11 protein-coding genes are annotated in these 12,293 nt (G+C 65.8%); 6 read left to right on the forward strand and 5 right to left on the reverse strand.

Annotation, left to right across the window (positions count from 1 at the left end; all coding sequences use genetic code 11):
- On the forward strand, positions 1–711 hold a 711-nt coding region (gene nudC, locus VML93_RS23850), incomplete at its 5' end, for an NAD(+) diphosphatase (protein ID WP_325614747.1).
- Here the strand turns inward: nudC and VML93_RS23855 are convergent.
- On the reverse strand, positions 708–1,370 hold the full coding sequence (locus tag VML93_RS23855; RefSeq protein ID WP_414686424.1) for a sensor domain-containing protein: 663 nt from the start codon (positions 1,368–1,370) through the stop codon (positions 708–710). The genes nudC and VML93_RS23855 overlap by 4 nt on opposite strands.
- A 113-nt stretch (positions 1,371–1,483) precedes the next feature.
- Positions 1,484–1,738, reverse strand: coding sequence for a mycoredoxin Mrx1 (gene mrx1, locus VML93_RS23860; RefSeq protein ID WP_325614749.1), 255 nt, complete (start codon positions 1,736–1,738; stop codon positions 1,484–1,486).
- Between the two features lie 118 nt (positions 1,739–1,856).
- On the opposite strand from mrx1, the gene VML93_RS23865 reads away from it, so the two are divergent.
- The 3 genes from VML93_RS23865 to VML93_RS23875 all read left to right on the forward strand — a co-directional run bounded on the left by VML93_RS23865 (position 1,857) and on the right by VML93_RS23875 (position 4,630).
- On the forward strand, positions 1,857–3,959 hold the full coding sequence (locus VML93_RS23865) for an ATP-dependent DNA helicase UvrD2 (protein WP_325614756.1): 2,103 nt from the start codon (positions 1,857–1,859) through the stop codon (positions 3,957–3,959).
- Positions 3,960–4,065: 106 nt separating this feature from the next.
- Positions 4,066–4,218, forward strand: a complete 153-nt coding sequence (locus tag VML93_RS23870) for a hypothetical protein (RefSeq protein WP_325614750.1) — start codon at positions 4,066–4,068, stop codon at positions 4,216–4,218.
- Between the two features lie 145 nt (positions 4,219–4,363).
- A complete protein-coding gene (locus VML93_RS23875) occupies positions 4,364–4,630 on the forward strand; it encodes a WhiB family transcriptional regulator (protein WP_325614751.1) in 267 nt (88 codons plus the stop codon).
- Positions 4,631–4,662: 32 nt separating this feature from the next.
- On the opposite strand, the gene VML93_RS23880 is transcribed toward VML93_RS23875, so the two are convergent.
- From VML93_RS23880 to VML93_RS23890, 3 genes are all read right to left on the reverse strand, one after another.
- On the reverse strand, positions 4,663–6,006 hold the full coding sequence (locus VML93_RS23880; RefSeq protein WP_325614752.1) for an AarF/ABC1/UbiB kinase family protein: 1,344 nt from the start codon (positions 6,004–6,006) through the stop codon (positions 4,663–4,665).
- Between the two features lie 109 nt (positions 6,007–6,115).
- Positions 6,116–6,976: a cyclodehydratase gene (locus tag VML93_RS23885; RefSeq protein ID WP_325614753.1), complete on the reverse strand. Its 861-nt coding sequence runs from the start codon at positions 6,974–6,976 to the stop codon at positions 6,116–6,118.
- 38 nt (positions 6,977–7,014) lie between these two features.
- Positions 7,015–8,436, reverse strand: coding sequence for a zinc-dependent metalloprotease (locus VML93_RS23890; protein ID WP_325614757.1), 1,422 nt, complete (start codon positions 8,434–8,436; stop codon positions 7,015–7,017).
- 78 nt (positions 8,437–8,514) lie between these two features.
- Here VML93_RS23890 and VML93_RS23895 point away from each other — a divergent pair, with 78 nt between their 5' ends.
- Both VML93_RS23895 and VML93_RS23900 read left to right on the forward strand, forming a co-directional pair.
- On the forward strand, positions 8,515–9,537 hold the full coding sequence (locus VML93_RS23895; RefSeq protein WP_325614754.1) for a PDZ domain-containing protein: 1,023 nt from the start codon (positions 8,515–8,517) through the stop codon (positions 9,535–9,537).
- 104 nt (positions 9,538–9,641) lie between these two features.
- A partial coding sequence (locus tag VML93_RS23900; protein ID WP_325614755.1) for a UPF0182 family protein occupies positions 9,642–12,293 on the forward strand: 2,652 nt, incomplete at its 3' end.

The raw sequence follows: 12,293 nt of genomic DNA on the forward strand, positions 1-12,293 counted from the left end.
GGCCGCATCGAGGGTGGCCGGCACGTCTGGGCTATCCGGGGAGCGCTGGAAGCGCCAACGGATCCCGGCGTACAGGCCGAGGTGGTGAACCTTCGTAGCCTGGGCAAGATCTTCGACGACACCAGCAGCCAACTGGTGTCGTCGGCCACCGCGTTACTGAATTGGCATGACAAATCGCGGTTCAGCTCAGTGGACGGTTCACCGACGAAATCCGCCAGGGGCGGCTGGTCGCGCGTCAATCCGATCACTGGTCACGAGGAATTCCCGCGTATCGATCCGGCGGTGATCTGTCTGGTCCATGACGGGGGAGACCGCGCGGTGCTGGCTCGGCAGGCCACCTGGCCCGAGCGGATGTTCTCGCTACTGGCCGGATTCGTCGAAGCCGGCGAGTCGTTCGAAGTCTGCGTCGCCCGGGAGATCCGCGAGGAAATCGGGTTGGTCGTTGGTGACGTGCGATACCTGGGTAGCCAGCCATGGCCGTTCCCTCGCTCGCTGATGGTCGGCTTCCATGCCCGCGCTGACCCCGATCAGGAATTCTCGTTCAACGACGGTGAGATCGTCGAAGCGGCGTGGTTCACCCGAGACGAGGTGCGCGCCGCGCTTGACGCCGGCGATTGGACGAGTGCGTCGGGGTCGAAACTTCTTCTGCCCGGGTCGATTTCGATCGCCCGCGTGATCATCGAATCGTGGGCGGCGCTCGACGGAGGCTAAGGTACCCGGTCGGTGATCATCTGGATGACCGTGCTCGCAATCTGCGGTGCTGAGTCGAGACCCACCACGCCGACGGATATCAGCACGCCAGACTTTTCGCGATACAGGTGGCTCCACTGGTCGGCGCTGATGCGAAGCGTCGAGGAATCTGCCCGGTCCAGGCCGAAGTTGTAATTGGGGTCTTTGAGGTCCACGCACGCTTGCAGCGTCAGTTCCAGCTGATGGAATGCACCGCGTGCGGTGCTTGAGTCCGGGTACCGGGCAACTGCCTGGGTGACCTCGTTGACGAGCTGAACCCCACCCGGCTGGATGTCATCAGTGACGCCGTTGTAGCCCGCGCTGCGAAACTCGGTCCAGTTGCCGCCGAACGTGATATCGGTGTGTCCCACCGCCCGGCACGGTCCCGGAGCGTTGACGTCGGCAGGTGGTGGCTTACGCAAGTCCGCGTGCGGGTGCGGCGTGAGGTCATCGGCGTTGGCGATTTTCCGCACATCTTCGACGCTGACGATCATCGCATCCACAGTTGTCGGGGGTGCGTTGTTCGGCTTGGCCGGAGAGTTCCCGCGCGAGCAGGCCGCGATCGCAATGACCGCACTGCACACGGCGACGATCTTTTGAAACCGGTTCGGGTGCGTGCAAGGCGAGCCCGTGGGCTTCATCGTGGGTGTTCGGCACGTCACGGAGAAGTTTGCCCGCAACTTCGACGCCATGGTCAACAGCGTAAGCCCGGACGCATTCCTATGCACACATTTGCCGCGGTGGTTCGTGTCTCCTAGCTGGCGACCTCGGCCAGCCTCGCCTTGACTTCGCCGGCGCTCGGGTTCGTCAGTATCGATCCGTCGGCAAACTTCACGGTGGGCACCGTCCGGTTCCCGCCGTTGACCGAGCCGACGAACTCCGCCGCCGCCGCGTCCCGTTCGATGTCGACCTCGTCGTAGGAGATCCCGTTAGCTTTAAGCACCGTCTTGAGCCGATGGCAGAAGCCACACCACGAGGTTGTGTACAGGGTGAGCGCAGCAGTGGTCATAGCCCGTTAACGTAGCCCGGCGACAATGCATTCCGCGCGGCGGGATGCGGAGAGAGGAGGCCAATTGGGGCGTGGCGATACACCCGGTTTGTCGGCCGCCACTGCCAAGATGGACGGCATGCCGATGGTCGCAGAGCCGTTGACCGCCGGACTGGACGACGAGCAGCGCGAAGCCGTGCTGGCTCCGCGCGGACCGGTCTGTGTACTTGCGGGCGCCGGAACGGGCAAGACCCGCACGATTACGCACCGCATCGCCCAGCTCATCGCGAGCGGCCACGTCGCCGCCGGGCAGGTGCTGGCGGTGACCTTCACCCAGCGTGCGGCGGGGGAGATGCGGTCCCGGCTTCGCGCGCTCGACGCAGCGGCGCACACCGGGTCGGGTATCGGCGCGGTGCAGGCGCTGACGTTCCATGCCGCCGCTCACCGTCAGTTGCGGTATTTCTGGCCGCGGGTGATCGGTGACACCCGATGGGAGCTGGTGGACACCAAGTTCGCGATCGTCGCCCGGGCCGCCAGCCGCACCAGGATGAACACCAGTACCGACGACGTCCGGGACCTGGCCGGCGAGATCGAGTGGGCCAAGGCATCGCTGATCGGCCCCGAGCAATACCCGGCCGCCGTCGCCGCCATCGCTCGAGACACCCCGATGGATGCCGACAAAATCGCCGCGGTCTATACCGCGTACGAGGCCCTCAAGGTCCGCGACGAAACGGTCACCCTGCTCGACTTCGACGACCTGCTGCTGCACACGGCGGCGGCCATCGAGAACGACGCCGCGGTGGCCGAGGAGTTCCGGGACCGCTACCGCTGCTTTGTCGTCGACGAGTACCAGGACGTCACCCCGCTGCAGCAGCGCGTGCTTTCGGCCTGGCTGGGCGATCGGGACGACCTGACTGTCGTCGGCGACGCCAACCAGACCATCTACTCGTTTACCGGCGCCTCGCCACGCTTCCTGCTCGACTTCTCGCGGCGGTTCCCCGACGCCGCGGTGGTGCGGTTGGAACGCGATTACCGCTCCACGCCGCAGGTGGTGTCGCTGGCAAACCAGGTGATCGCCGCCGCCCGGGGCCGGGTCGCGGGCAGCAAGCTTCAACTCTCCGGTCAGCGCGAACCTGGCCCGGCCCCGTCGTTTCAGGAGCATTCCGACGAGCCGGCAGAGGCGACCGCGGTGGCCAAGTCGATCGCCCGGCTGATCGAATCCGGCACCCCGCCATCCGAGATCGCGGTGCTCTACCGGGTCAACGCCCAATCCGAGGTCTACGAGGAGGCGTTGACCGAGGCGGGTATCGCCTATCAGGTCCGCGGCGGCGAGGGGTTTTTCAACCGTCAGGAGATCAAGCAGGCGCTATTGGCGCTGCAGCGTGCGGCCGAACGGGGTGCCGACGGACCCCTGCCGGACGTGGTCCGTGGGGTCCTGGAACCGCTGGGGTTGACGGCCGAGCAGCCCGTCGGCACCCGCGCCAGGGATCGCTGGGAGGCGTTGAGCGCACTCGCCGAGTTGGTCGATGCCGAGGTGAAGCAGCGGGCACAGTTAGAACTTCCGGGGCTGCTGGCCGAGCTGCGGATGCGGGCCGACGCGCGGCACCCACCGGTGGTGCAGGGCGTCACATTGGCCTCACTGCACGCCGCCAAGGGACTCGAGTGGGACGCGGTGTTCCTGGTCGGACTGGCCGACGGCACGCTCCCGATCTCGCACGCCTTGGCGCACGGTCCCGACAGCGAGCCGGTCGAGGAGGAGCGTCGGCTGCTCTATGTCGGAATCACCAGGGCCCGAGTGCATTTGGCGCTCAGCTGGGCACTGGCCAGAACCCCGGGCGGGCGGCAGAGCCGGAAGCCGTCGCGGTTCCTCAACGGTATTGCGCCGCAGACCCGTGCGGACGTGGCGCCCGCGAAGTCGCGGCGCAACAAAGGCACTCCGTCGCGCTGCCGTGTTTGTAACGACATGCTGACCACGCCGGCCGCCGTCATGCTGCGACGGTGTGAAAGCTGCGCGGGCGACGTCAACGAGGAACTGTTGCTGCAGCTCAGGGCCTGGCGGCTGGACATCGCCAAGGAGCAGAAGGTGCCGCCCTACATCGTCTTCACCGACAACACCCTGATCGCGATCGCCGAAATGCTGCCTGACGACGACGCCGCCCTGATCGCGATCCCGGGTATCGGCGCCCGCAAGCTCGAGCAGTACGGGCCGGATGTGCTGGAGTTGGTTCGCCAAGCCCAATGAGCGGTATACGCGCAGGTCAGAAAATCGGTTGTCACCAGCGGCTGCTACCGTCTACCCTCGAAACCGCATTCTTGCCGGCCGGTGTTTGAGAGGAGGGTGGCCCACGATGCTCGATAAAAACGCGTTCGGAGTAGGCGTGGCCGCCTCGGGCACCCGGCATGCCGCCCAGAACTTCCGAGCCGCCCCGCCGGTGGCCGCGAGTAAGCATCACGCCGCCGCCGCCGCGACTGACGCGTCCGTGAATCGGGGCTATCCGTAACTAACTAGCCCGATTTCCGCCAAATGGCCACGGACCCGCAGTCAGAAGGATCCGTGGCCACAGTTTTTGGGGCAGCAACATCCCAACCTGGTCCGGATCAGAAGTAGCAGGACATCCACCAGACCAGGAAGCAGGTGACGAGGACATGTCAACCCTGACAGTCCCCAGACAGACGCTGCCAGAGTTGCCGTGTCATGTCGGCGATCCGGACTTGTGGTTCGCCGAGACCCCAGCCGATCTGGAGCGCGCCAAGACGCTGTGCGCGAGCTGCCCGGTCCGTCGTCAGTGCCTGGCGGCGGCCTTGGACCGTGCCGAACCCTGGGGAGTGTGGGGCGGCCAGATTTTCGAACGCGGCTCGATCGTGAGTCACAAACGTCCGCGTGGACGTCCCCGTAAAGATGTTGCCGCGTAACCGGATACCGCTGTCAGACGACGGCGATCGACTTAGACGACGGCGGTGTCCGGCTCGGCGAAACCGGGGATCAGCTCCTCCGAGAGCCGCTTGATCGGGACATGCGCGTCAAGCTGGCACAGGATCGCGGCCACCGACGCGATCACCCGCATCGGGATGGCGAGCTTGGGCGGTAGATCCATTTGCCGCGCCGCCCTGATCTGCGCCACCGACCGGTCTATCTGGACGGCGGTGGCCTTCTGCAGCCACTTGCGGGTGTAGTGGAAGACCTCTACCTCGATCGGTTCGACGTACTGGCGCAGCATTTCGTCGATTTCGCGCACCGACACCTGCTGGCCCCGCTGGATCAGCCCGGCCTTCTCCATGGTCGGCAACAGCAGGTCGTAGTTCTTGTCGCGGGCCAGGCGAATGGTCATCCCGAGCTCGATGGGATAGCCCCCGGGCAGCTCCGCCACCGCACCGAAGTCGATGACGCCCATCCGGCCGTCGGGCAGCAGCATGAAGTTGCCGGGGTGGGCATCGCCGTGCAGCAGCTCCACCCGGCGCGGCGCGTCGAAAGTGAGCTCGAGCAGCAGCGTGCCGACGTGGTCGCGCTGTTCGGCGGTTCCGTGGCGGATGATCTGGGACATCGGCACGCCGTCGATCCATTCCTGGATCACCACCTTGGGCGCACTGGCCACGATGTGCGGCACCAGGAAATGCGGGTGGCCCTCGTAGGCCTTGGCGAAGGCGCGCTGGTTGTCGGCCTCCAGCCGGTAGTCGAGTTCCATCTCGGTGCGTTCGATCAGTTCGTCGACCACGCCTTGGACGTCGGCGCCCGGAGAGAGCTGCTTGAGCACCCCGACCATGCGCTGCATGGTCTTCAGGTCGGCCCGCAGCGCTTCGTCGGCGCCCGGGTACTGGATCTTGACGGCCACCTCGCGGCCATCGGACCAGACCGCTTTGTGCACTTGACCGATGCTGGCCGAGGCCACCGGCGTGTCGTCGAACGAACTGAACCGGTCCCGCCATTTGGTGCCCAGCTGGGCGTCGAGCACCCGGTGCACCTTGTGGGCGGGCAGCGGCGGGGCGTCTTTCTGCAGCTTGGTCAGTGCTTCGCGGTAGGGCTCGCCGAACTGCTCGGGAACTGCGGCTTCCATCACCGACAGCGCCTGGCCGACTTTCATCGCCCCGCCTTTCAGCTCACCCAGGACGGTGAACAGCTGATTGGCAGCCTTTTCCATCAGCTCGGCGTTGACCTCGTCTTTCGACTTGCCGGTCAGCCGCTTTCCGAACCCCAGGGCCGCGCGGCCGGCCATGCCGACCGGAATACTCGCCAGCTTCGCATTGCGCGCCGCGCGACCACGTTTGATGTCTGACACACACCCATCATCCATGACTGCCGGTCCGCGACGCCCGCTTATGGGGCGAGTTATGGGGCGAGCAGACGCAAAGGCGCCCACATGCCCGGCGTCGGGTGCTTTCACGACTGCTCGGCATACGAAGTCAGCATGAGCACAACGGGTGCTTGGTCCATTCGCGCGCGACGATGGCGCCGGCGTTGAGATCGAACTCCAAGGTGGCGTTCAATGCCGGCGGCGGCCCGGGATCGCGCACCGCCTGCTGTCCCCGCACAGCGGCGATCACCCGATTCACCTGACTCAGCGCCAGCGCCGCGGTCGCCAACAGGGTGGCCCGGTCGGCCACCCCGACGGTGTCGCGCAACTGAGCGGCGATGGCCGGCCACGCGGCGTCGCGATCGCTGCGATGCAGGTCAGCGCACGCCAAACAGCTGGTCTGGCCGGGAATCACCAGCGGCCCGACCAGCCCGGTGCCGTCGCGCACCCGGACGGGCAGGTGCGGGATGCCCTGGTTGTGCAGGTCGCGGACCATGCGCGGGTCGGCGACAAGGTAATCGGCCAGTACCACCAGATCCGCGGCGGCGGGCGTCACGGCCGCATGCGGCTGGCTGGTGTGTGCGATCCTGGCTCCCGAGCAGCGCAACGCCTCGACGAGCAGGTCCGACAGCGGCCCGCGGCCGTGTACCCGGATCGAGGCCGCCCGCCCGCGCGCGCCCTGGCGTCCACGGGTCGCTACACCCGCGCCGACCAGCTGCGCGACCAGGCTGCCCAAGCCGTCGGCGTCCACTAAGAGTGAGTCGCCGGCCCGCCGCTGCAGCTCGGTTATCGCTATCGGCGAACGCATGGACCGCAGCAGCGCGGCCAATTCTGTGGCCGTCAGGCCCCGCGGTGGGCGCACCAGCACGGCGCGCCGGGGATCCCAGCCCACCTGCACGGCGCCGTCGGGTCGCAGCAACACCGGCATCGCCGGGTCCAGCGCATACAACGTGGGCACCGACCGCGGCATGACTTGAGACTGTGCCACGCCGGGCGGGTCAGCCCGGATCAGTTATCCACAGAACCGCCGGAGTCGGGGTCGTCACGGTTGCTGTCTCGCTCGAGTTGGGCTTCCAAGTCGGAAAGGGCCTCGTCGATACCACTGGTGTCGCCGCCTATGATCCCGTCGATGAACGCGGCCGGCTCGTCGAGGTCCTCCGCGGAGGGCAGCAGATCCGGGTGTTGCCACACGGCATCGCGGGCGTCGGCGCCGACGGCCTGGGTCAGTCGCTCCCACAGCACAGCGGCCTCCCGCAGCTTGCGTGGCCGCAGTTCCAGGCCGACGAGCGTCGTGAACGTTTGCTCGGCCGGCCCGCCGCTGGCCCGGCGCCGGCGCAGCGTCTCGCTCAGCGCGGCTGCACCCGGGATCCGGTCGCCCAGGGCCGCCGTCACGACTACCTGCACCCAGCCCTCGATCAGCGCGAGCAGCGTCTCCAGCCGTTCCAGTGCCTGGGTCTGCGCCGGCGTCGCTTTGGGCTCGAATACTCCCTGACCCAGCAGCTGTTCGATCGCGGCGGGGTCGCTCAGCGATGCCGGATTGAAGTCGCGTGCCAGCTCTTCGATTCCGGTCATGTCGATCTTCATGCCCCTGGCGTAGGCCTCCACCGCTCCCAGCAACTGGCTGGACAGCCAGGGCACATGGCTGAACAGGCGATGGTGCGCGGCCTCGCGGGCGGCCAGGAACGTCAGGACCTCGCTGCGCGGCCGCTCGAGCCCCGAGGCGAATGATTCGACGGCATCCGGCAGGACGGCCGCCACCCCCTTGGGGCCCAGCGGCAGACCGATGTCGGTCGAGGTCAGTACCTCGCGCGACAACCGGGCCAGCGCCTGGCCCAACTGCGAGCCGAAGGCCATGCCACCCATCTGCGACATCATCGACATCAGCGGCCCGGCCATGCTCTTGGCTTCCTCGGGCAACGACGCCGCCCACACCGTGGAGATCTGTTCGGCCATCGGATCGCACAGCCGTTTCCAGGTGTCCAGGGTGTTGTCGACCCAGTCGCTTGGGCTCCAGCCCACGGCCGTGGTGGTGCCTGCCGGCAGCGCGGTGGCCCCGTCCAGCCAGGTCTCCGCGAGGTGCACCGCGTCGCCGATCGCAGAGTTCGTCGTGGCCGGGATCGGCGCGACAAACCCTATCGAGCTGGTAGCCACTCGCCGGGCCAAGTCGTAGTTGACCGGGCCCGACGGTTGGCCGCCGGCCATCACGTTGCCGGCGTTGCTGAACATCTGCCCCAGCTGAGTGAAGATCTGCCCGAGATCGCCCATGCCGAAGTCGCCACTCATGCCGAAAGCGGCCAGCGGGTCCTGCGGGCCTGAGCCGGAATCCGGATTTTTCTTTCCGTGTTCTTCGCGCCCCGGCTCATCTTTTGAGGAGTCGTCTCCGGCGGAGAAGCCGAAAGGCGGGTTAGCCATAACGTCAACGGTACTCAAGGCCTGCACAGAAAGCGCCATCTCGGGTCATGCTCGTAGCTGAACCGGTGCTCGGGGCGTCCGTCTAGTGTTAGCGGCGTGAACAGGCGGATTCTGACCTTGATGGTCGCGCTGGTGCCGATCGTGCTCTTCGGCGTCCTGCTTGCGGTCGTGACGGTGCCGTTCGTGTCGCTGGGCCCGGGTCCCACGTTCGACACGCTCGGCGAGGTCGACGGCAAGCAGGTTGTGCAGATCCAGGGCATCCAGACCCATCCGACCTCGGGTCACCTCAACATGACGACGGTGTCCCAGCGCGACGATCTGACTCTCGGCGAAGCCCTGACGCTGTGGCTCTCCGGGCAAGAACAGCTGGTGCCGCGCGATCTCGTCTACCCTCCGGGCAAGTCCCGGGAGGAAGTTGACAAGGCCAACAACGCCGACTTCAAGCAGTCCGAGGACAGCGCCGCGTACGCCGCCCTGGGTTACCTGAAGTACCCGTCCGCGGTGACCATCGCCAAAGTCACCGAGTCCGGTCCCTCGGCCGGCCAGCTCAAAGTCGGCGACGCGATAGACATGGTCAACGGAACCCCGGTGGCCAATATCGAGCAGTTCACCGCGTTCCTGAAGAACACCAAGCCCGGCGAGCCGGTGACGATCGACTATCGGCGTAAGAATGAGCCGGCCGGTGTCGCCCACATCACCCTGGGGTCCATCAAGGAGCGCGAGTACGGGTTCATGGGCGTCTCGGTGCTCGACGCGCCATGGGCGCCGTTCAGCGTGGACTTCAACCTCGCCAACGTGGGCGGACCCTCTGCCGGACTGATGTTCAGTCTGGCCGTTGTCGACAAGCTCACCACCGGTGAGCTGGCCGGGTCCACCTTCGTCGCGGGGACCGGCACCATCACCGCCGACGGCAAGGTGGGACAGATCGGCGGCATCACCCACAAGATGGCCGCCGCGCACGCGGCCGGCGCCACGGTGTTCCTGGTGCCGGCAAAGAACTGCTTCGAGGCGTCCTCCGACAACCCGAGCGGCTTGCGACTGGTCAAGGTCGAGACCCTCAGCCAGGCGGTGGACGCGCTGCACGCGGTCACCTCGGGAGGCCAGCCGCCGAGTTGCTAGTGAGCATTGAGATCGAGCCGGGGATGACGGTCGCGGTGATGCGTAGAGTTGTGAAGTCTAGAAATTCTCTAGCAACCGGCCAGGAAGAGCAGGGAGCGTAGCCAGTGGGGATGCGGCCCGCCGCACGAATGCCGAAACTGACTCGGCGTAGCCGGATTCTGATCATCATCGCGCTCGGCGTGATCCTGATGCTGCTCGCGGGTCCGCGCCTGATCGACGCCTACGTCGACTGGCTGTGGTTCGGTGAGCTGGGTTATCGCTCGGTGTTCACCACCGTGCTGGTGACTCGCCTGGTGGTGTTCCTGGTGGCCGGTCTGCTGGTCGGCGGCATCGTGTTCGCCGGCCTCGCGGTGGCGTACCGCACCCGTCCGGTCTTCGTCCCGAGCAACGACAACGATCCGGTGGCGCGGTATCGCACCTCGGTGCTGTCTCATCTGCGGCTGGTGGGGATCGGGATCCCGGCGGCAATCGGCTTTCTCGCCGGCATCATCGCGCAGAGCTACTGGGTTCGGATTCAGCTGTTCTTGCACGGCGGGGACTTCGGCATCAGAGATCCGCAGTTCGGCAAGGACCTCGGGTTCTACGCATTCGAGTTGCCGTTCTACCGGCTGGCGCTCAGCTACCTGTTCGTGGCGGTGTTCCTGGCGTTTGTGGTGAACCTGTTGGCGCACTACATCTTCGGCGGTATTCGGCTGTCCGGGCGTACCGGTGCGCTGAGTCGCTCGGCGCGCATCCAGCTGGTCACCATCGCCGGTATCCTGGTGCTCCTCAAAGCGATTGCCTATTGGGTGGACCGCTATGAGCTGCTGTCGCACACCCGTAGCGGCAAGCCGTTCACCGGTGCCGGGTACACCGACATCAACGCCGTCCTGCCGGCCAAGCTGATCCTGATGGCGATCGCGCTGATCTGCGCAGTCGCGGTGTTCTCCGCGATCGTCCTGCGCGACTTGCGGATTCCCGCTATCGGCCTGGTTCTTTTGCTGCTGTCGTCGTTGATCGTGGGCGCCGGCTGGCCGTTGATCGTCGAGCAGCTGATCGTCAAGCCCGATGCCGCGCGAAAGGAGAGCGACTACATCAGTCGAAGCCTCGACGCGACGCGGCAAGCCTACGGCCTGACCGACGATGTGGTGAACTACCGCAGCTACAGCGGCGATTCGCCGCCCACCGCCGAGCAGGTAGCCGCCGACCGCGCCACCACGTCGAACATCCGGCTGCTCGACCCGACGATCGTCAGCCCGGCGTTCACCCAGTTCCAGCGGGGCAAGAACTTCTACTACTTCCCCGACCAGTTGTCCATTGACCGTTACCACGACCGCAATAACGTTCTGCGCGACTACGTGGTGGCGGCGCGTGAACTCAATCCGGACCGATTGATCGACAACCAGCGGGACTGGATCAACCGGCATACCGTGTACACGCACGGCAACGGATTCATTGCGTCGCCGGCCAATACGGTCCGTGGAATTGCCAACGACCCGAGCCAGAATGGCGGTTATCCGCAGTTCCTGGTGAATGTAGTCGGGGCCAACGGCAGCGTGGCGCCCAGCGGGCCGGCGCCGTTGGACCAGCCTCGGGTCTACTTCGGTCCGGTGATCGCCAACACTTCCTCCGACTACGCGATCGTCGGAAAGAACGGTGACGACCGCGAATACGACTACGAAGTAAACGGCGACACCAAGCGGTACACCTACTCCGGAAGCGGTGGAGTCCCGATCGGCAGCTGGGTATCCCGCAGTGTCTTCGCTGCCAAGTTCGCCGAGCGAAACTTCTTGTTCTCCAGTGTGATTGGCTCAAACAGCAGGATCCTGTTCAATCGCGATCCGGCGCAGCGGGTGGAGGCGGTGGCGCCGTGGCTGACGACCGACAGCGCCGTGTACCCGGCGATCGTGAACAAGCGACTGGTGTGGATCATCGACGGGTACACCACCCTGGACAACTACCCGTACTCCGAACTCACCTCGCTGTCGTCGGCGACGGCGGATTCCACCGAGGTGGCCTTCAACCGGCTGGCCCCCGACAAGCAGGTCTCCTACATCCGTAATTCGGTGAAGGCGACCGTGGATGCGTATGACGGCACCGTCGCGCTCTACCAGCAGGACGAACAGGATCCGGTGCTGAAGGCCTGGATGCGAGTCTTCCCCGGGACGGTTAAGCCCAAGAGCGACATGACATCCGAACTGCAGGACCACCTGCGCTATCCCGAAGACCTGTTCAAGGTGCAGCGAATGCTGCTGGGCAAGTACCACGTCAAGAATCCGGGGACGTTCTTCAATTCATCGGACTTCTGGGATGTGCCGCTGGACCCGAATCCGACCGCCAGCAGCTACCAGCCGCCTTATTATCTCGTCGCGAAAAATCTTCTGAAAGAAGATAATTCGGCCGCCTATCAGCTGACCAGCGCGATGAACAGGTTCAAGCAGGACTTCCTGGCCGCCTACATCAGCGTCAGCTGCGATCCCGCGACGTACGGCAAGATCACGGTGTTGACCATTCCGGGCAATGTCAACGGTCCGAAGCTGGCCAATAACGCCATCACCACCGATCCCGACGTGTCGACGTATCTCGGCCAGATCGGGCGTGACAACCAGAACCGGATCAAGTGGGGCAATTTGCTGACGCTGCCGGTCGGCCAGGCCGGGTTGTTGTACGTCGAACCCGTCTACGCATCCCCGGGTGCGAGCGACGCCGCCTCGTCCTACCCGCGCCTGATCCGGGTGGCGATGATGACCAACGACAAGTCCGGCGACAAGATCGGA

The organism is Mycobacterium sp. (assembly GCF_035499775.1).
Lineage (GTDB): Bacteria > Actinomycetota > Actinomycetes > Mycobacteriales > Mycobacteriaceae > Mycobacterium.

Excerpts from the sequence above, each read along its gene's own strand:
- VML93_RS23855 (WP_414686424.1), bottom strand. The coding sequence starts at position 1,370 with ATGAAGCCCACGGGCTCGCCTTGCACGCACCCGAACCGGTTTCAAAAG.
- mrx1 (WP_325614749.1), bottom strand. The coding sequence starts at position 1,738 with ATGACCACTGCTGCGCTCACCCTGTACACAACCTCGTGGTGTGGCTTC.
- VML93_RS23865 (WP_325614756.1), top strand. The coding sequence starts at position 1,857 with ATGCCGATGGTCGCAGAGCCGTTGACCGCCGGACTGGACGACGAGCAG.
- VML93_RS23870 (WP_325614750.1), top strand. The coding sequence starts at position 4,066 with ATGCTCGATAAAAACGCGTTCGGAGTAGGCGTGGCCGCCTCGGGCACC.
- VML93_RS23875 (WP_325614751.1), top strand. The coding sequence starts at position 4,364 with ATGTCAACCCTGACAGTCCCCAGACAGACGCTGCCAGAGTTGCCGTGT.
- VML93_RS23880 (WP_325614752.1), bottom strand. The coding sequence starts at position 6,006 with ATGGATGATGGGTGTGTGTCAGACATCAAACGTGGTCGCGCGGCGCGC.
- VML93_RS23885 (WP_325614753.1), bottom strand. The coding sequence starts at position 6,976 with ATGCCGCGGTCGGTGCCCACGTTGTATGCGCTGGACCCGGCGATGCCG.